We start from the raw sequence: 20,510 nt of genomic DNA on the forward strand, positions 1-20,510 counted from the left end.
TACAAAAGGGGAAAACCGAAAATCCTTAACAGAGTAGGTATAATTTTATTATTTATTTTATTATGGCAGCAAATAACTTTTTTAACGTAGTAAATGCTTCAGGTGGAGCTTTAAATGTAACAATTGATGGAAAATCAATCAGCATACCTCAAGATGGGGCTCAATCTACAGGTCATACATTTAAAACAGGAGAGAAGATCACTGCAGAAATCAGTGGAAACTCTGTAAATTTAGATTTACCTGGTGGTGTTAATTCTTGGTCAACTTTGGTTTATACAAGTCAAGATTTGATTAACGTATTTCCTTCTGCTCCTAATCAAGGAACTATTGGTTATTAAAATAAAAAACACAGAGTTATAACTTTATAACTCTGTGTTTTTATTCTATTTGATAAGTATTATCACTCTTAATCTTCCTTTTCTGGAGAGATTAGCTTATATACTATTCCTGCCAAAATTGCTCCTACAATGGGGGCAACCCAAAATAACCATAATTGATCTAATGCCCAATCTCCAACAAATATTGCCTGACTCGTACTCCTTGCAGGATTTACTGAGGTATTAGTAACTGGTATACTAATTAGATGTATCAGGGTTAATCCTAACCCAATTGCTAGTCCTGCAAAACCTTTGGGTGCTTTTGAGTGTGTAGCTCCTAAAATAATAATCAAGAACATAAAGGTCATAACAATTTCTGTAACCAATGCAGAAATCATATTATATCCGCCTGGTGAATGTTCTCCATATCCATTGGCAGCAAATCCTCCGATTTCGAATCCTGGTTTTCCGGTTGCGATTACATATAAAATACCAGCACCTGCAATTCCTCCTGCTACTTGAGCTATAATATATGGTAGTAATTCTTTTTTATCAAAACGCCCTCCTACCCATAATCCAATAGATACTGCTGGATTTAAATGACATCCTGAAATGTGTCCTATAGCATATGCCATAGTTACTACAGTTAAACCAAAGGCAATTGCGACTCCTACAAACCCAATACCAAGTTCTGGATATGCTGCTGCTAACACAGCGCTTCCACATCCTCCTAGTACTAACCATAAGGTTCCAATAAATTCTACTACTAATTTTCTCATAATTATCTATTTAATTGTTAGTGAGTTACATATTATTATGATAATGGCTAACGTCTTTTATGACAATATGAGGTATGCTTTATGCCACTTTGTTTACGGTTTATTAGCAAAGTTTTTATTTATATCTGATCATCAAATCCATATTTTCTGAAAGTTAAATTTATTCTGGGTTTTTTATATATCGGGTTTATAGGTAAACTATGTTCATAATGCTCCTGGCAACCTTTATCCATAATTAATAAACTTCCGTGTTTAAGAATCATAGAATTTTCTTTATTTGTTTTTTTATCTCTAAGACAAAATAATCGCTCCTCGCCTAGACTTACAGAAGGTATTATTGAAGTATCTCCAAATGCTGTAGAATCTGAGTGAAAATCTACTCCAGAGTTACCATCTGGATAAAAAATACAAACACAAGTTCTAAAATGATTATTAGTATAGTTCTCAATTCGTTTTTTGAGTGGTATGATTTCTTTGGACCAGGTCATATTATTTCCCCAAACGGATGGAGGAAATTTCTTTTCTTCAACTAGTTCCTTATCCAAAAACATCATCTTCCCAAAATTATGTTGAAAAGTAGTACCATCTGGAGTTTTCATTTCCATCAGGCGGGTAAGTGCATGATACTCCATCAAATGCTCAAATAACTTATTTGCCTCTTCTCTGGACATAAAGCTATTATTATATTGGATAACATCTTTTAGTTGATGGTTCATGTCACTTTTTTATTATTGAGAACATCTAGGTTTTATATCATTCATGTGTTCTCCAAATAGATCATATGCAATATACAAATTGTTATGACTATATAAATATTCTTAGTTTTTGGTTATTTTTTCATAATCTGTTCTAGCTCTTTAACTTTCCAATTTTTATCCATTGATCAAAATTTAAAAAATTGTTTTGTTTTACATTTTTTCTAATATCCAACTCGGAGCAATTTTCATAATCCAAGCAATTAATCTCCATCTTTTTGTAATATAGACTTTTCTTTTTTCTTTTATAATACCTGAATAAATTTGGGTTGTAGCCTTTTTTACTGGTGCAACCCAGAATAGTCCATCTCCTTTTGCCATTGGCGTATCTACAAAACCTGGTTGAATATCGGTGATTTTTATGCTTAGTTTTTCATTTTTGGCAATGCATCTTAATGCTTCAAGGTAATTGGCTTGAAATGCCTTTGATGCACTATATGATGCACAAAACCTATTACCTCTTATTGAAGCGATAGATGAGATCCCTACAAGATGTCCATACCCTTGCTTTTTAAATTTTGAAAACACAAACTCATATACTTTGGCAATTCCGTTTACATTGGTTTGGATTACTTTGTTTTCAATTTCCCATTCTAATTCTTGGTTTAACTCAGAAACTCCAGAAGAAACAACTACCAAATCTACAGTTTCTAATTGTTGAAAAAGAGAATCTATTTTTATATCTGAAGTGTTTATTTCAGTAACATCATGTTCTAAAGTTAAAACCTTGTTGTTAAATTTCTCTTTTATTTCTTCAAGTAATTCAATTCTTCTGCCAGTTATCCCAACAGTCCAATTATGCTCCATTAGTTTTTCGGCGAGGCTTTTTCCTATTCCTGAGGTTGCACCAATTACAATGGCTTTTTTCATTTACTTTATTAATTAATTGTTTCAGAGTTTTTTTATGTTTTTTTTCGACATTTTATCATTATTGCATTTTTATACTTTGTTGTGTGCGGTTTTTATTTCTGTTATTCTTGCTAAATGATGATCATCGTGTTCTGCTACAAACAAAAATAAATCCATTGTTCTCATTGGCTCTTTTAGTCTTGGATGAAGAGCTGTTTTATATATATCTTGCTCTGTTAATTTAGAAAGCTTATCTAATGTTATTGTACGCAATTCCTGAAATTGTAGCAATAGATCATTAATACTTGTTTTATTATGTTGAGCCAGATCTGTTTTTTTATTTTCTAAATCAGCGGACCTCAGATATTCCTTACTTTCTAATATATCATCAAGTCTTCCTTGCCATATTGGTTCTAAATCTATTAGATGTCCTATATTTTCTTTTATAGACCATTTCCCATCTGATTTAACCTCTAATAATTCTGGCGGAATTTGTTCAATTTTTTCTTTTAACCGTATTAGTGTTCCATCAAGTCGCTCAATAATAGATGGAAAAATATTTTGTCGGAAAGAAAAATCAAACTTTCGTTCAAACCATTTTATTTGTTTCATGCTACTTATTTTAATTACTTAAAAGTTATTGGTAAAGAAACGTTCTAATAATAACAAGGTATGCTTTTTTAATCATTCTTATGATTTTTGTGTCAGAATTAAGTGGAATAACACAAAGCTTTGAATTGCCTAATGGTATTGAATTAATATTACTCAGTAGAAATTACCTATTTTATCAAAACAGGTAATTTCTACGTAAAAGATATACTAATATTAACGGACATTTATAATATGATCAAAACAAATATTTCAATTGAGTAGCTACTATGTACTTTTTGGTTATAAAGGTGGAATCCGAAAAACCTATGTTAAATAGAGTAGGATAATATAAAGCAAAAAAATATGTCACTTCAAGCGCCATTTACAATTACAATTGACCCAAAAAAAGATGTTCTGGATATTAGACAAGGTAAACTTATGAAAACTCTCGTCGGACATGACGTTCATCCAAATGGGGTTTACGAATTAACTTACTCATCATCAGTTAAATACCATAACAATGAATATCCTGTTGATAAAGTTGTTGTGTATAATACAAATAACGCCTCAAAAGGATGGTTTTACACTGTTGATACTTCTAATGACTCTTCTAATCCTTTAATAATACGGATGGGAGCGTATGGAACTGATTCTAATAAATTATATGGTTTTATAATTGATGTAACTTCATCGGATAATACAGGAACCGGAACGTTAACTGTTAAGCAGATAGCCTAATAAATTGAATTAGTAATTCTTTTTAACAGGATCAATAAAGAATCACTTATTGATAAAGAGATTTAAATACAAATGCACTAGTGATAAAAGCTACTTTTTAATCTGCTTTTATCACTAGTGCTTCCTGTTTTATGTAAGATAAAGTCAAATGAAATTCAGATTGCTTTAAGAATGCTACTATTTTAGTTTAAATGCCAATCAACGATTTGGTCGATTTTTTAATTTTCATAATCTAATAAACTCTTATTTGTTATGCCCTGATGTTCTTCTGCTCGTGTTCAATCAACCATCTTTTCCTTTCTATTCCACCGCCATAACCTATCATTTTCCCATCCTTACCTATGACTCTATGACAAGGAACGATAATTGATATCCTATTATGACCATTCGCAGAAGCAACTGCTCTAACTGCTTTTGGGTTATCGATTTTTTCGGCTTGTTGTTGATACGTTGTTGTTTTTCCGTATTCAATCTTTTGTAAAGCATCCCAAACCGAATTTTGGAAATCCGTACCGGGTGTGTCAAGTTTTACATCAAAAACTTTTCTTTTACCTCCAAAATATTCTTCAATCTCTTTTTTGACTTGTTTAATATGTTCGTTTTCTCCAGAAATAATATTTGCATTTAAAAGTTTTTGTAAATCTTTAAATTCTGTTTCCAACATACGTCTATCTACAAATTCTAATAAACAGATACCTTTTTCAGTAGCACAAACAAACATTGGCCCTAACGGAGTTGTTAACCTGTTTATTAAAATGATATTTTTATTGGTGATATTTTGTGGTGAGTTTCCTATGATTTTTTTGAAAGTATAACCAAAGCCGCTTAATGATTCATATCCCGAATCAAAAGCTATATGTGTCGTGTTTTTTCCTTTTTTTAGCTCTTGATAGGCACTATTGATTCTATACATTCTCTGATATGCTTGAAAAGTCATACCATAATTTTTCTTGAACCATCTTCTTACTGCTTCAGGACTTATATTTTCTTTACGAAGTTGATAATCTGTAATTTTTTCTTTTGGGTTTTCTTTTATTAGCATAATTGCCGCTTCAACTTGCGCAGGAGCTTTGTTAGCATTTTCAGTGGGTTTACAAACTTTACAGGGCCTATAACCATTATCTAATGCATCCTTGAATGTAGTGAAAAACTCTACATTTTCTTTTTTGGGTTTTCTTGCTCTACAAGTGGCAATACAAAAAACAGACGTTGTTTTTACCCCTACAAAAAAGATTCCAACAAAGCTTTGTTTTCTCTCTAACAATGCTTCATAATATGTATCTATCTTTTTATTTTCTGTGATTCGCATTTAAAAAATAGATTTAAATGATTTTTGATTTAATATCTCCTTTGCTGTGTTTTCAAACTGACTATACATCTTGTCAAACAGAAAATTTCCCGTACTAATCCGTTTTACTCCTAACTTGGTTAAAGTGTCAAAATCCGGAAGGTTTGGCATACACATTACATTGATAGGTAAATCTGTGCAATTTACAATTTCTTTTATGTCCGAGGCCTGTTCAATACAAGGTGTAAAAATCCCATTAGCACCTGCCTTTTCATATAATCTGATTCGTTTTTTAGTTTCTTCGATTACGTTTGGTTGTCCTAATAAAAACGTGTCTGTCCTTACATTTATAAAAATGTCAATATTTTCTATTTGAAGTATTTCATTTACTTTAGAAAGTACATGAGCAAATTGATCTGGATTCAATAAAGTTCTATTATTCTCAACGATACTATCCTCAATGTTAATCCCTACAACACCCAAATCAACTAATTCTTTAATATAATTAGCAATTTCTTTTGGATTACGACTATACCCGGACTCTAAGTCAACTGATAATGGAAGATTTGTATTTAATACAATTCGTTTTACAAAGTATGCCAATTCCTCAAACTTCATTTCTTCGCCATCTTGATACCCCAAGAGTGTAGCAATGGCAGAACTTGATGTTCCTATTGCTTGAAATTTTAGTTTTTCAGCAGTCTTTGAGCTTGGCACATCCCAAACATTCCCTATGAACAAAGGGACATTTTGATTGTGTAAGTTTTTAAATTTCATCTCTTTACAATTTGACACAAAGTACCGACGATGAAATTTAGTGAGCAACCGAAAATTGGACACGTATTTTTTTATGCTGTGATTTTTAATTTTCTCACTTTAATTCATAAAAGTATCCGAAATAATATTTTTTGAATGATTAGAGGTAATTACTCTTTTTCTGGAGGTAATTCTACTTCTCCATTCGGGTGAATTCGGCAAATTACTTTACTTGTTTGATCGATTAAATTTAATACAAATATTACCGGACCATCTTTAGGTATTTTTTTAAACTCATCACTATTAGCAACGGATTTAAGCCCTGTTAATACAGCAGAACAAGCATTTTTAAAGCATTTCTCAATATATTCTTCTTCATCACTTTCAAAATATTCTCCTTTACTATCTAAAGGAAAAAACGACTCTAAATTAATTCCTCCACAGTCACTGAATGATTCTCCTTCTGATCCACCACCATATCCCATAAATTCTAAATCTGGTGGCGAGGTAATTTCTCCTTGCGCAGAAAAAATAATTTTTGAAACCGGATGTAAAGGGTCGTAACCGGTATACTCAGGATTTGCAAATAAATCAAAGGATTCTAAAAGTTCGATTTTTATTTGTTGATCTATTTCTTCTTTACGTATATCTCCCATATCCTTTTATTAAAATTTAGTTTGTAAGTAATTTTTATCAATCCTTCAAAACTAACCGTAATAATATTGTGATATACCCCTTTTTTCAGTGAAATTTATATACTATGTCTTTTAGTGCCTTATGATAGAGAACATTATTTTAATATCTACTTTTAATTATTTGATTAATTTATCCATAATTTTATTTGACAACTCATTCAGATCCCCTTGGGATTCAGTTGTCATAACATTGGTTACCAAAAAAACACCCGTTTTTTGATTAGGATAAAGAGCCATCCAAGAAGAATGACCAAAGGTACCTCCACTATGATACAACATTTTCTTTACCTTATCATAATTATAAGTATTCCAGATAAAGGCTATTCCGTGTTGATTTGTTCCTCCTAACCGGTTCATTGTTCTTTTGACCACAGGATCATCTTTCTCTAAGTACATTTTAATGTAATTCGACATTGAATTTGTAGTAGATTTTAATCCTCCTGCATTTTTATAAAACCCATTTATTAAGGGTACAGGAGTTCCATCACTATTTTTACCTATAGATATATTTTCTGCATTGTTTACTGCGTAAAGAGTATTTCGTTCTCCAGATCGAGAAAAAACATACTTCTCTATTAATTTTTGAGCTGATAATTGATAAATATTTTCCAATATATAACCTACTAATTGTATCCCGGTATTTGAATAGTGATAATTTTTACCTGTGTTATCAATTAGCTCAACTTGTTTTAACTCCTTAAAAAAATCTTCTTTGGTAAAGGATTCAAAGCATAGTAGTTGTTCATCTATTTTTTGATCTAAACTATTGCAATTAATATTCATAGGAAGTCCCGAAGTGTGGGTTATCAAATGCTGTAAAGTAATAGAGGCTCCATTATCCAATTCTAAATTCGGGTATATCCCGTCTAAATACATCCTTATATCATCTTTAAGGTCAACCTTTTTATCTTGAATTGCTTGCGAAAGTATGATCCCTGTATAGGTTTTGGTTAAAGAACCTATTTCGTGAAGTGTTTCATTATTAGCTCGTTTTTCATTGATTAATTTTCCGAAATGAAATTGATATGATTCTCCATCTACATAAACAACTCCGGACAAAGCGGTATATGGTGGTTTTAAAAAATTTGAAATTTCTTCATCTATTATTTCCTTTAAGGTTTTGAGGTTTTTTAGTGGTTCATTTTGAGATTTTCCTTTTGGTTTACATCCAAAGAAAAGAATCAAAAAAGCTAAAACTATTGTTTGCTTCATATTTTATTCTAGCTTAACTAACTGTTGGATTTATTATAATGCCAAATAGTATTTTTATATGTTAATATTTTGTTTAGTCACAAGTATTGACAATTCTGGGCGGATTCAGATATATCTAAATCCATCATATTTTCCTTATATACAATGTTACCTCTCATTATTTTTCATTTTTAGGATATTTTCTCCAAGTATAGCTTTTATGTACTATTTTCCAACTTCCTTCATATTTTAATAATAGAAAGTAATCAGTAAAAATTCGCCAGTTAGGGATTATGATTTCTACTTTTGCTATTGCAGCATCTTTTTCATAATCTATCGAAATTATACGACCAATTCGGTTGGATTTCTCTCCTTCTTTTACATTGGCAATATATTTTTTACCTGAACGTATCCATAAGCTATCATTAGTAGTTGTATATAAGTTGAAATCAGCATGGAATGCTTTTTTTAACTTATCAGGCTCTCCATTTGCCGTACCATCAATATACAACATTAAGGTTTCTGAAATTTCTTGTATTTCTCTGTTACTCTGTTCTTCCTGACCGTATAAAGATGTCAAGGTGATTGATAAAACTACTGCTAGGATTGATTTTTTCATTTTTTGATTATTTGTTCGTTTTTTGATTTTCTAAAGCTTCAACAACCTTTTCTGCAACAGATGTTGTTGCTGATGGATCTTGTCCTGTAATAAAATTTCCATCTATCACATAAAAATTATCATTTCGTTGTTTTGAGTATAAAAAGTTGCCGTTGTTTTCTTTTATTTTTTCCTCTATTGAAAAAGGAAATGATTTGTAATAAGTTGCTTCTTTGTTTTCAAATACATCAGGATAACCGCTAATCTTTTTATTGTGATAGAGCGAAATACCTTTTTCATCTTTTAAATTTACTAAACCTGCGGTTCCGTGACACACGGCCGAAACAATTCCGTTTGCATTGTAAATTGACTCTGCTATAGTTTGAATGTATGAATTCTCTGCTACCCCAAACATTGCTGCTCCTCCTCCACTATAGTATATAGCTTTATAATCCAGAGGGTTTACATCTTTAGGTTGTTTGGTACTTTTAATTACATTCATAAATGCATTGTCATATAAATATTTTTTTTGAATAGAATCAGATGTTGCAATATAACCTATAGGAATCGCTCCTCCTTTAGGGCTAACAAAGTCAACCGAGTAACCATTTTTTACAAAAACATCATAAGCCCAAACAATTTCGGCAAAGTGATTTGAAGCATTGATTTTGGTGTTTCTATATGTATGTTGATTGGAGGTTACAATCAATATTCGTTTTTCACTTTCATTTCTTTTTGAACAGCCAATCAATATTGTTATGATTAAGAGCTTGAGGGCTAATTTTTGCATTATCTTAAAGTTTAAAACAAAGATGCCTAATGCAATTAAAAAGAAGGTGTAAAATGATAAAACCGAAGTTCGGATTTATAAAACCGGATTAAAAAACCTTAGATTTTCTATACTCAGCGGGTGTTTGCCCAGCAAGTTTTTTAAAAGTAGTGTAGAATGTCGATTTTGAGTTGAAACCACTTTCATAACCTACACTTTCAATAGAATAATTGTTTTTTGTCTCTAAAAGTTTTTTTGATTTTTCTATTCTAAATTCATTAATATAGGTCGAAAAAGATTTATCTAATTTTTCATTTAAATACTGAGATAGTGTATGCTTAGAGATATTTATTTCTTTTGCAACATCAATGATGGTAAGGTTAGGATTTAAAAACACCTCTTTTTCAATTATCATAGAAAGTTTATGCTCAATTTGTTTTAAAATTTCTTGATCAATCTCCTTATTTTTATATTTCTCCTTATCATTAAAAAATGTAGATTCTTTATTGCTTTTGAAAACAAAAAGTAAAATAATTAAGTACAGAACAAACGAAAATGACAAAGCTCCTGCTATATAGGATGTATAAGCTCCTATTACGTATGTCAACAAAATAATAATATTACCAAAATAAATACTAAGTAACCATAGATCTATATTTTTCAAACTTTCTTTTGCCTTTACTTTTTTAAAAATCGGTTTAACAAATTTGAAAGACAAAACAATATAAACTAATAATTGAAGGTATATACCTTTTACAATCCACTTACTCCAGATAGTTCTATGCTCTACATATGGATAAAGAATACCTAAAATGGTTATTCCCGCCAAAAATGGAATCACGTGAATTTTCCAATTTACTTTTCCTTCATTTGTATAAGATTTTAGGTATAGGAATAGAAACGGACCTATTAAAATACAGGCCGAAAGTCCAATCTGAATAAAAATGTTTGCCAGTTGTGGATTAAAATAAAAGAAAACAGATTTAGCAATTCGGATACTTAACATTAAAAGCAGTAATGCCAAAAAATAATTTGAGAATTTTTTCTTTTTCGTTTTTAGAGCAAAATAGAACGAAAGTAGAAAACCGTTAAATGCTCCTAAAGCACTTAAAAAAAAGATAATCTGATTTTGGAAATCCACTTACTATTAGTTTTGTATGGTAATGTAATTGATTATCACGGTCTCGCATTATTGACCGTTACAAGTCCAAAATTATTTAATTTTTAGTTTGGTACTGTTATTAAATTTATAAAATTCATTTTTGACAAAACGATTAAATCGTTATTTCTAATATATCCTGTAACACTGCTTAACATTTTATGAGTTTCAATATCTACTATATTTTTGCTCTTTTTTGTTCTAAATGTTATTATACTAAAAGTAGGAAAAGAGAATGAATGTATCTCCAATTATCAAATATATTGCATCAGTTTCTTTTGTTGGTAAATATGTTATCAACACTTTGTTATTATCAGTAAAACAACCCATTTCACTAATTACTTTCCCTGTATAATCTGAACCTATTGATAGTTGCAAACTGGTTTGTCGAGTCAAATTAAAGCCTTGTTATATTGCTCTGAACTTTACACATTTTTCAAGGTCAAAATAGAACGTATAAATTGTTTAGCTTCATTACTTATATTTAGGTATTGTTGCATAAACAAGTCAAAGTAATGCTATAATTCTATCTCCATTCTTTAAGGTTGCTACCAACACATTTGTATATAGTTAATTGTATTGGTTGGAACTAAGTTAATAAAAGAAAGCAATCCAAGGAGAAATCCATAGTGTTTTGTCTATACACAGAACTTCCAATTAATTATATATGTTATATGTATGACTTTTTAATTTATTATTGCTGGTAATATGAATTCTCTTAAAATTTTCCTTGATTGGTTACCTTTACCATTCCTAAAATTTCCTGAAGTGATTACCACCACCGATTCTAACTCTGGAATTATGAAAATAAATTGCCCGCCAGCTCCTCTTGCTTCAATAGATTTTATAGATTTTCCATTGATTAAATAAGTGTCATGCCACCATAAATAACCATACTCGTTTTTATCTCTTACATCCTGTAAGCGCATATGTTTCTTAAATGATTCTGCAATCCAATTTTCTGAAATAATTTGTTTCCCATTCCATGTACCTTCATTGAGATAGAGTTGACCAAATTTGAGTAAATCTCTTGGTGTTAAGAGAATTCCTCCTCCAAAATAAGGGGTCATTTCTGTATCATCTGTCTGATTGATATAATTAGTTATACCTAAAGGGGCAAAAAGCTTTTCATCCATGTAGAACTCAAGTGGTTTTCCCAACCGTTCACTTAAACATATGCCAAGTAAAAATGGGTTTGCAGATCCATAATCGGCATAAGTTCCTGGTTTTTTTACCATAGGCGCTTCTAAAACAGTTTGTAGCCATGTTTTTGATCGACCAGGGTCTTGATAATAATCTTCGGATGCCAAATTATTTACATCTAATCCTGAGCTCATGGTTAGCAGATCTTTGATTTTAATAGTAGATTTTAATGCATCTTTGGTGTATTGATAATCATTAGTGATGAAATCATATAACGGCTCATCAACACTTTTTATAATTTTATCATCAATGGCTATCCCTATCATTGCTGAAGAAATACTTTTTGATGCAGATCGTAGGTCATGAGGGATGTTTGTATTAAATCCATCAAAGTAGTTTTCGAATATAAGTTTGTTCCTCTTAGCTATAAGAACGCTATGCGTGTTTACTAACTTATTAGCGTGAATACTATCAATGAGTCTAATTAATTCACTTTTCTCAATCCCAAAGTTATCGATATTATCCACGGACCAGCCATCATTTAATTGTTTAGGTGTATTTGTGTTTTGGGATTGATTAATTGGATCGGTTTTATATTCCCAGCCCTCATTAGTATGTGTTAAACTTGTCTTAGTAATTAAAACATCACTTAATAAGATCTCAAGATCAATTTTACTCACTAATAACCTAGCACGAAAATTAAACCCGGTATTACCATCTCTGAATAGAAGTGTATCTCCCTTCATTTTAAAACCACTGGTCCAAGTTCCTCTAAACCTTTGATCTCCTAGAAAAGGATAGGCAGCTAGACTGCCATCTTCCATATTTTCTATGTATAGGAGAATATCATCAGATTGTAATCCATTATCCACCATAAAAGCGTTCCAGGCTCCAGTAAACTTTTGATTACCTATATGCTTTAGGTTAACATGGTATAAAAGCTTTCCAGATTTAATAAACCCCGATAGTCCTTGCCTATCTTGATCATACTCTAAATTAAAGAATAGCTGTTTATCTATATTGAATTGTACAAGATCTTTGTCAGAAGATTCTAAATTTTCATCAATTATTTTTTTATCATTAGCTATGGTAAGATGGTAATGATTATTTTTCAATTCTTCTATTGATACCTGAAAATTGAAACTATTTTTATTTGGCAAAAAACCTACCCATTCTCCTTCGTAGTTTTGCTTACCACTTTGTGCACATGATGCCGTTACTATAAAAATTATATTTAGTAGAGGAACGATAATGAAATTTCTCATGTAAGATCGATATTAATGATTAAAGTGTAAATCTACCCTAGAAATAAATACCAAAATAGAATGAAATTAACATCATCGGCATTTTTTATAAAATTCCTTTGGCATCATTCCCATATATCTTTTAAAGGTTCTGGAAAAGTGGCTTTGGTCAGAAAATCCGCATTCGTAGGAAATAGAAGAAAGCGATGCATTAGAAGAAAGCATAAGATCAATAGCTCTCTTAATTTTAACTTGTCGAATATAATCCCCAAGAGTTGTGGAAAAATATTTTGGTATTGCTCTCGATAAATGCCCTGGATGAATTCCTAACTGTTGAGAAAGAGATTTTAAATTAAACGGTTCTTTGTGTAGGTGAATAATCTCAATAAGAGATACAAGCCAAGGCGGATTCTTTTCAAACCAATATATTTTTTCTTTTTCTATGTTTTGGCACAACTCAGATATTAAGAGTTCACTTGAAATTTCAGAATAAGCATCTGCGTATTTGAATTCAGCATAAAGTTTCGCCAAAATATGATGCAATTTAGGGTTCTTTATTAGTTTACTACCTTCCCATAGATCAATATCTATGTTATTCTTTTCAAACCAATTCTTTTCAAATTCAATATGAAATCCTCTTGCCTGAGTAGATTCTTTTGAGTTAAAATGTGGTTCTTGCCAATTATGAAGTAAAAAACTACCCGAAGGACACGTTGTTTTACATCTTTTATTTACATCATATAAATTACCTTGAAGAACATACATGAAATAGGGATTCTCATGAAAGTGCCAATCAGTTTTCTTTGTCAAGTAATCATATTCTGAAAATAATACGCCATTCATTTGCTGTTCAGCATGCATAGCTCCATAATATGTACCCTTAGCTAAGATTTTCATTTTTTATCAAATTTGCACATGAAGTCCCTTATATATTGTGTTTGCCCTCCAAAGGATCCTTATGCAATATACATATTGTTAGTCACTTTTTTTACGCAAAACATATCTACAATTTGTAAATCTCAAATTATTTTAATATTATTGTGATATCAAAATAATATCATTATGAAAAAAGAAACTCAAATTAAAGCGACTAATGGTTATGTAATGCTTCTTGTATTAACAGTCACAATTGTTAGTATGGTGGCGGGTTTATTAATGTTCGAAAATCCTTTATTTTTTATCCTTGGGCCCTTCATAATTTTAATGATAAAAGGCTTTTTTATCGTTAACCCGAATAGTTCTAAAGTACTAGTCTTATTTGGTGCTTATAAAGGGACTGTTCGTGAAAACGGATTCTTTTGGGCCAATCCTTTTTTAAGCAAACAAAAAATTTCATTAAGAGCCAGAAATTTTGATAGTGAGAGGGTAAAAGTGAATGATAAAATTGGAAACCCAATTATGATTAATGTAATCTTAGTTTGGCAAGTTGCGGATACTTACAAATCGGCTTTTGATGTTGATAATTACCAAGAGTTTGTAAAAGTGCAAACTGATGCTGCTGTTCGAAAACTAGCGGGATCTTATCCTTATGATAATTTTGATGATGAGCAAGCAGAATTTACTTTAAGATCAGGAATGGACGAAGTAAACGAAGCTTTAGAAAATGAAATTACTGAACGTTTAGCTATTGCTGGTATAAAGGTTATGGAAGCTAGAATTGGTTATTTAGCATATGCGCCAGAAATTGCAAGCTCCATGCTAAAAAGACAACAAGCGGTTGCTATTGTAGCTGCCAGAAAAAAAATAGTTGAAGGAGCCGTTGGTATGGTAGAAGATGCCTTGGATAAATTATCTACAGATAATATTATTGATTTTGATGATGATAAAAAAGCTTCTATGGTCAGTAATTTAATGGTAGTTTTGTGTGGTGATAAAGAGGCTGTACCAGTGGTAAATGCTGGAACTTTAAATTCCTAACTGTGAGTAAAAGAAAATCATTTGTACTTCGAATAGATCCCGATATTTTTAAACAAATAGAAAAATGGGCAGATGATGAGTTTCGTAGCGTTAATGGTCAGATTGAATGGATTATAAATAAAAGTTTAAAAGAAGCTAAAAGATTACCAAAAAAGCCTCAAAACAAAAGAAATAGCGATCCAAAGGAATAATTGATTCTGCTATGAAATTTCTTTAGCCGTCTTTTTTATCAATTCCCATGCTTTGACAACATGGCTGCGTTCGACATTGGTTTGCCCGATAGACATTCTGAGTACGAAATATTTTTTGACCTTTGTGTGAGTGAGGTAAATTTTACCTGTACTATTCAGATGATGTAAGAATTTTTCATTTAGATCGTTCTGTTCATCAATTGTAATGTTCCCTAAAGTAGAAGGTTTATAATAAAAACAAACCAAGTTCATGCTTCTGGGAACTGCCAGTTCAAATTCTGGAGAACCAACTAATTCGCCTTCGAGCCATTTGGCCAACTCAATATGAAGCCTAAGTTTTTCTTGCAATCCTTTCAATCCAAAATTGCGTAACACAAACCATAACTTAAGAGAACGGAAGCGTCTTCCTAATGGAATCCCCCAATCACAGTGATCAGAGACTAATCCATCATTCTTGGTTTTGAGATATTCTGGTAAAATAGAGAACGTATTAACCAATGCTTTCTTATCCTTCACAAAATATGCCGTACAATCAAAATTTGTGAACAACCATTTGTGTGGATTAAAAACAAAACTGTCTGCGTGCTCAAGTCCAGCAATCAAGTTTTGATATTCTGGTAATAAAAGTGCCGAACCGGCATAGGCAGCATCTACATGAAGCCATATTTTATATTTTTTAGTTACCTGAAGTATCTTATCAAATGGATCAATAGCCATAGTTCCAGTCGTTCCCAGGGCTGCAATTATGCATAACGGGTGATGTCCATTGGCTATATCACGGTCTATATATTCAAGCAATAAATCTACATCCATAGCGAGATTATCGCCTGTTGGTACTTTAACAAGGTTCTCTTTTCCTATACCCGCAATCTTCACTCCTTTCTCAACAGAAGAATGTGTTTCTTCTGAGCAATAAACCCTAAAATTCGTGTATCCATTAAATCCTTTTTTGTTAACCTGATAATTAGATTTTTGCTCTCTTGCTGTTATAATGGATGCCAAGGTTGCTGTTGAAGCAGAATCTTGAATTACACCTATCCAGTCCCTTGGGATGGTCATAGCATCTCTTAACCACTCCATCATTCTTTCTTCGAGCTCGGTCGAGGCTGGCGAAGTATCCCATTTCATACCTTGAATTCCAAGAGTAGCCATTAGCATTTCGGCTAATATTGAAGGAGGGCTTGTGTTTGCTTGAAAATAGGCAAAAAAGTTGGGACTTTGCCAATGGGTAACACCTGGAATAATAATTTTTTTAAAATCGTCAAAAATCTCTCCTATACTTTCTCCTTCGGCTGGAATGCGATTTTCAATTTGGTTATATACTTCTTTTGGTACTGCTTGAGATTTTACTGGATATTGTTCAACATCGTTCATATAATCTGCCATCCAATCAACAAATTGGTGAGCATATTCACGAAATCTTTCTGATTCTGTATTCATGTATTGCTATTTTTTTGTTTGCTTGCCTATTACGTTTCTTGTATGGTACTTTTGCTCCTCAAAGGGAGTATATGCTTAATACAAACTATTGAGTGTTTATTTTTATTCCTCGTTTGTATCGAATAATTCTTGAAATAAGTTATCAATACCAGGAGGAATTCCTTCGATAAAATTATCAGGTTTAAGTACTTTTTCTCCTTCTACTTTTTTTAACATAGTTTTTGGGATATTTCTAATACGCAAATCCGATGAAATAACTGTCCAATCTCCACCTAAATCATCTTTGGGGTTAAATAAAAAATTAGATTCTTTATAGTATCCATTCAAATATTGTTTTTCTATTTTTTCAACTAATTCTAAAAAGTCACTTCCAAAATCAGAGCCGAAAACTGTATCCTTCCAATTTTCTATCATTTATTCAATCTATTTGTAGTTTCATTAATAGTATATAATAGCCTGAATAAATGTCCCTTTTAATGGTGTTTATTCTTTACTATAGTTTCTTTATTTTTTCTAATATTAGATTTACCAACGAACTGTCTTCTTGCCCCAATTTATGCACTATTTGATAGTGATTTAATTCTTGATATTCATAATATTCTATGGATGCTTTTAATCTATTCTTAGTATATAAGTTCTTAGACTCTTCAATAAAAAAAATAGTTTCGTTGGATCCAACGCTAAGTAAGACAGGGCATTTTAAATGAGACAAATCCTTATTTGAGACACTATAAGTTTCTACATCATCTTGACTCAATTGTAAAACTTCATTGAGGTAACTGTTTTTAATTGGCGCTAAATCAAATATCCCACTAAGGCTGTAAATTGCTTTGATATTTGATCTTAAATTCTCATTCATTAAATAGGTCATTAAAGCGAGATGTCCACCTGCCGAATGCCCACTAAGTATAACCTCATTTGAATTACCATTGTATTGAAAAGCTTTTTTTTGAATCCATTGTATAGAAGCAGCGATATCGCTCAAAACCGTTTCCATATTAACGGTTGGAATAAGGCGGTAATTAATAATACAGGTTGTTATATCGTTCTTAATAAAAGGTTCGGCCACAAAGCTATAACTCTTCTTATCCAATGATCGCCAATAGCCTCCATGGATAAATATCAAGATTGGAGAATTAGGAATATTAGATGGGAAGATATCCAGAGATTGTAATGGGGATTCTCCATATTTTAGGTCTAAATAGCAGTTATAACTTTTCCTTATTCTTTCGGATTCATTTTCATTAATGTCTAAAAAAAATTGAAAATCCGGATGTTGTGATCTTAGGTCTAATTGATTATTTGGTGTCATTAACGTTTTTAAATTTACTCTCTTTTGCCAATTCATTGACCAAGTTATTCAGGTATCTATTTTTTTATAAATGATGTTTGAATTTCTTCTATTCAATAGTCACATATTATTTTGGTACTGAACTCAGCATTCAGGCTGAATTTTGCTCTTTTGAAAAAAATCAGAAGTAATTTTCTTATCACTAGACTCTTGTGATTTTTAATCATCAAAACCAATCAACTATTCTATTACTCGATTAAACTCTTCTATGATTCTTCCTTTTTTCTCAGTTTTTATTACATAACATAAACAAACTAAAAACAAAGGTTATTTTGCATAACAGCTATTAATCATTGCCTATAGTTTTTAAATTGGTATTAATTAATTTTATTAACCTTTCTAATCTATGAATTTTTATTTTGTGAATTAATAAATCATAATAAAGTATTTGTTCTTTTAAGAGTTTATTCAATTTTTTATCGCTTAATTTTTCTTCAATAATTTTTGAATTATAAAGATATAATGTATCCACTTCGGCTATTTTGTCTAAATAAGTTACTAAATCATTTCGAACAAATGCTCTGTGCTCTTCTTCAAGAGTTTCGTATAATGAATAACTAAGCTCATAATAATTTACAAGATAATATCGCAGAGAATCATTTTTGATGAGATTTAATTTACCACTAAATTTCAAAGTACTAAACTCTGTCCCAAAATTATAATGAACGTATTGATACGCTGAATATAGATAGAGGGAATCCAAACTATTTTTGTTGTTGTTATAGATAATATTTTTTAACACATTTCTCTTCTTCTTAAATACTTTTTTCTCCTTTTCGAGCCAATTTTTTTCTGTATGTAGATCAGTTAAAATTCGTTTTAGAGAATTCCTTTCATCCTTGATATCTTTGTTATATTCACTGTAATTATTTAATTGAAATGCTATAAAAACACCTATTACAACGACAATTACCTCTCTAAGATACTGAGCGGATATTTTGATTAGTTTTTGCTTTTTTGTTTTTGTCATTAATCTACCTTTTCTAAATTATTACCTACATTAGAAATATATGCACTAGTACTATATACCTATATTTTATTTGACCTTTTATAAACGCATTTTAAACATTTAAATCTACGGATATAGTTTATTATATGTTTTTAAAGAAACATATAATCTGTTATAAATAAAAACAAAAAGCCTATTTGTTTTATTTGAACAAATAGGCTTTTAAAAAATTACAAATTTCACACTTCGATAAACTCAATGTGACATTTTGGAATGGTTATTTAACAGGAATTTCTTTTAAGATTTCTTGTACAAACTTCCAATATTTTTGTGCAGATGAGATACTGGCGCGTTCATCAGGAGAATGTGCTCCTAGTATCGTTGGACCAAAAGAGATCATATCCATCTCTGGATAGTTTTGCCCTAATATCCCACATTCCAATCCTGCGTGGCAAGCAGCTACGTGTGCTTTTTCTCCATTAATTTTTTCGTATAAAGCGTCCATTACCTTTAGAATCGGCGAATCCATATTTGGCGCCCAACCTGGATAGTCACCACTAGTTGTTACCTCGCAACCGATCAACTCGAAAGTTGCTCTTAGTTTATTCACCAAATCTAATTTAGAAGATTCTACACTACTACGAGTCAGGCATTCAATCGTTACGGTTCCTGCTCCAATAGTTACTTTGGCGATGTTATTAGATGTTTCTACCAGATCTGATATAGAAGCACTCATGGTGTACACACCATTATGTGCTGCATACAATGCTTTTAACACACCTTCTTGCACTCCAAGATCCATTACTTTTTCCGGTAATGCAGTTGGTTCTATTTCGATATCCAAATCTGGATCTGCGATTGATAATTCTTTTTTAATTGTTTTGACTAATGTTTCTGTTTCAAACTCAAAAGCTTCTGTCTGTACAGTATCTACTACTACTGTAGCAAAACTTTCTCTTGGAATGGCATTTCGTAAGCTTCCTCCTTTGATTTCTTGAACACGTAATCCAAAATTTTCAAAACTATCAAACAACAAACGGTTCATGATCTTATTTGCATTACCCAATCCTTTGTGAATATCCATTCCTGAATGTCCTCCGTTAAGTCCAGTAACAGCAATAGTATATGCAGTTTTACCTTCTGGTGTTACTTCTTCGGTATAGGTTCTAGTAGCCGTTACATCAATTCCTCCAGCACATCCTACTCCAATTTCATCATCTTCTTCTGTATCTAGATTTAATAAGATATCCCCTTGTAACCAGCCTCCTTTTAAGCCCATAGCACCTGTCATACCAGTTTCTTCATCGATGGTGAACAAAGCTTCTATTGCAGGATGTTGCAATGTATCTGACTCTAATATTGCCATAATCGTAGCTACTCCTAACCCGTTATCTGCTCCTAAAGTAGTTCCTTTAGCACGTACCCAATCTCCATCAATTACCATCTCGATTCCTTGAGTATCAAAATCAAAATCGGTATCAGCATTCTTTTGATGTACCATATCCAGATGAGATTGCATCACTACGGTTTTACGATCTTCCATTCCGGCAGTAGCAGGTTTTTTGATTAAAACATTCCCTACCGCATCTATTTCTGTTGTTAATCCCAGGGATTCTCCAAAATCCTTCATAAAAGCAATTACGCGTTCTTCCTTTTTTGAAGGTCTTGGTACTGCATTAAGATCTGCAAATTTATTCCAGAGCGCTTTAGGCTCCAGAGCTCGTATCTCTGAATTCATATCATATCATATTTAGAATTGCGAAATTCTAAATTTAAAGTGCAAAATACAA

General features: G+C 31.4%; 22 protein-coding genes. 4 read left to right on the forward strand and 18 right to left on the reverse strand.

Annotation, left to right across the window (positions count from 1 at the left end):
- Positions 1–62: 62 nt before the first annotated feature.
- Positions 63–338 (forward strand): hypothetical protein, encoded by a 276-nt coding sequence (locus U0D62_RS18850; RefSeq protein ID WP_322288885.1) that lies wholly within the window; start codon positions 63–65, stop codon positions 336–338.
- A gap of 68 nt (positions 339–406) precedes the next feature.
- On the opposite strand, the gene aqpZ is transcribed toward U0D62_RS18850, so the two are convergent.
- From aqpZ to U0D62_RS18870, 4 genes are all read right to left on the reverse strand, one after another.
- Positions 407–1,096, reverse strand: coding sequence for an aquaporin Z (gene aqpZ / locus U0D62_RS18855; protein WP_322288886.1), 690 nt, complete (start codon positions 1,094–1,096; stop codon positions 407–409).
- Positions 1,097–1,215: 119 nt separating this feature from the next.
- On the reverse strand, positions 1,216–1,812 hold the full coding sequence (locus tag U0D62_RS18860) for an alpha-ketoglutarate-dependent dioxygenase AlkB (RefSeq protein ID WP_322288887.1): 597 nt from the start codon (positions 1,810–1,812) through the stop codon (positions 1,216–1,218).
- A 192-nt stretch (positions 1,813–2,004) separates the two neighbouring features.
- Complete coding sequence (locus tag U0D62_RS18865) at positions 2,005–2,721, reverse strand: SDR family NAD(P)-dependent oxidoreductase (protein WP_322288888.1); 717 nt, start codon at positions 2,719–2,721, stop codon at positions 2,005–2,007.
- Between the two features lie 69 nt (positions 2,722–2,790).
- Positions 2,791–3,312: a DinB family protein gene (locus tag U0D62_RS18870; protein WP_322288889.1), complete on the reverse strand. Its 522-nt coding sequence runs from the start codon at positions 3,310–3,312 to the stop codon at positions 2,791–2,793.
- Between the two features lie 342 nt (positions 3,313–3,654).
- Between U0D62_RS18870 and U0D62_RS18875 the strand changes: the two genes are divergently transcribed.
- On the forward strand, positions 3,655–4,029 hold the full coding sequence (locus U0D62_RS18875) for a hypothetical protein (RefSeq protein WP_322288890.1): 375 nt from the start codon (positions 3,655–3,657) through the stop codon (positions 4,027–4,029).
- Positions 4,030–4,279: 250 nt separating this feature from the next.
- Here the strand turns inward: U0D62_RS18875 and U0D62_RS18880 are convergent, their stop codons facing one another.
- The 9 genes from U0D62_RS18880 to U0D62_RS18920 form a co-directional block, all read right to left on the reverse strand.
- On the reverse strand, positions 4,280–5,338 hold the full coding sequence (locus tag U0D62_RS18880; protein WP_322288891.1) for a bifunctional transcriptional activator/DNA repair enzyme AdaA: 1,059 nt from the start codon (positions 5,336–5,338) through the stop codon (positions 4,280–4,282).
- Positions 5,339–6,094, reverse strand: a complete 756-nt coding sequence (locus U0D62_RS18885; protein WP_322288892.1) for an isocitrate lyase/PEP mutase family protein — start codon at positions 6,092–6,094, stop codon at positions 5,339–5,341.
- A gap of 149 nt (positions 6,095–6,243) precedes the next feature.
- On the reverse strand, positions 6,244–6,729 hold the full coding sequence (locus tag U0D62_RS18890; RefSeq protein ID WP_322288893.1) for a hypothetical protein: 486 nt from the start codon (positions 6,727–6,729) through the stop codon (positions 6,244–6,246).
- Positions 6,730–6,885: 156 nt separating this feature from the next.
- Positions 6,886–7,980 (reverse strand): serine hydrolase domain-containing protein, encoded by a 1,095-nt coding sequence (locus U0D62_RS18895; protein WP_322288894.1) that lies wholly within the window; start codon positions 7,978–7,980, stop codon positions 6,886–6,888.
- Positions 7,981–8,137: 157 nt separating this feature from the next.
- Positions 8,138–8,578, reverse strand: a complete 441-nt coding sequence (locus U0D62_RS18900) for a nuclear transport factor 2 family protein (RefSeq protein ID WP_322288895.1) — start codon at positions 8,576–8,578, stop codon at positions 8,138–8,140.
- Positions 8,579–8,585: 7 nt separating this feature from the next.
- Positions 8,586–9,347, reverse strand: coding sequence for a type 1 glutamine amidotransferase domain-containing protein (locus tag U0D62_RS18905; RefSeq protein WP_322288896.1), 762 nt, complete (start codon positions 9,345–9,347; stop codon positions 8,586–8,588).
- 88 nt (positions 9,348–9,435) lie between these two features.
- Positions 9,436–10,467, reverse strand: a complete 1,032-nt coding sequence (locus U0D62_RS18910) for a helix-turn-helix domain-containing protein (protein ID WP_322288897.1) — start codon at positions 10,465–10,467, stop codon at positions 9,436–9,438.
- Between the two features lie 704 nt (positions 10,468–11,171).
- Positions 11,172–12,893: a serine hydrolase domain-containing protein gene (locus U0D62_RS18915; protein ID WP_322288898.1), complete on the reverse strand. Its 1,722-nt coding sequence runs from the start codon at positions 12,891–12,893 to the stop codon at positions 11,172–11,174.
- A gap of 72 nt (positions 12,894–12,965) precedes the next feature.
- Entirely contained in the window at positions 12,966–13,769 is an 804-nt protein-coding gene (locus U0D62_RS18920) for a helix-turn-helix domain-containing protein (protein ID WP_322288899.1), read from the reverse strand.
- 165 nt (positions 13,770–13,934) lie between these two features.
- On the opposite strand from U0D62_RS18920, the gene U0D62_RS18925 reads away from it, so the two are divergent.
- Complete coding sequence (locus U0D62_RS18925; protein ID WP_322288900.1) at positions 13,935–14,789, forward strand: SPFH domain-containing protein; 855 nt, start codon at positions 13,935–13,937, stop codon at positions 14,787–14,789.
- A gap of 2 nt (positions 14,790–14,791) precedes the next feature.
- A complete protein-coding gene (locus U0D62_RS18930) occupies positions 14,792–14,980 on the forward strand; it encodes a type II toxin-antitoxin system antitoxin (protein WP_322288901.1) in 189 nt (62 codons plus the stop codon).
- Between the two features lie 9 nt (positions 14,981–14,989).
- Here the strand turns inward: U0D62_RS18930 and U0D62_RS18935 are convergent, their stop codons facing one another.
- The 5 genes from U0D62_RS18935 to U0D62_RS18955 form a co-directional block, all read right to left on the reverse strand.
- The gene (locus tag U0D62_RS18935; protein ID WP_322288902.1) at positions 14,990–16,420 is read right to left on the reverse strand and encodes a pyridoxal phosphate-dependent decarboxylase family protein; all 1,431 of its coding nucleotides are present in this window, start codon (positions 16,418–16,420) and stop codon (positions 14,990–14,992) included.
- Positions 16,421–16,522: 102 nt separating this feature from the next.
- Positions 16,523–16,834, reverse strand: a complete 312-nt coding sequence (locus U0D62_RS18940; RefSeq protein ID WP_322288903.1) for a hypothetical protein — start codon at positions 16,832–16,834, stop codon at positions 16,523–16,525.
- Between the two features lie 79 nt (positions 16,835–16,913).
- Positions 16,914–17,768 (reverse strand): alpha/beta hydrolase, encoded by an 855-nt coding sequence (locus U0D62_RS18945; protein ID WP_322288904.1) that lies wholly within the window; start codon positions 17,766–17,768, stop codon positions 16,914–16,916.
- Between the two features lie 289 nt (positions 17,769–18,057).
- Positions 18,058–18,741, reverse strand: a complete 684-nt coding sequence (locus U0D62_RS18950; RefSeq protein WP_322288905.1) for a hypothetical protein — start codon at positions 18,739–18,741, stop codon at positions 18,058–18,060.
- Positions 18,742–18,997: 256 nt separating this feature from the next.
- Positions 18,998–20,458: an aminoacyl-histidine dipeptidase gene (locus tag U0D62_RS18955; RefSeq protein WP_322288906.1), complete on the reverse strand. Its 1,461-nt coding sequence runs from the start codon at positions 20,456–20,458 to the stop codon at positions 18,998–19,000.
- Positions 20,459–20,510 lie beyond the last annotated feature (52 nt).

The sequence above is a fragment of the Aquimarina callyspongiae genome, assembly GCF_034322225.1.
In the GTDB taxonomy this organism is placed as follows: domain Bacteria; phylum Bacteroidota; class Bacteroidia; order Flavobacteriales; family Flavobacteriaceae; genus Aquimarina.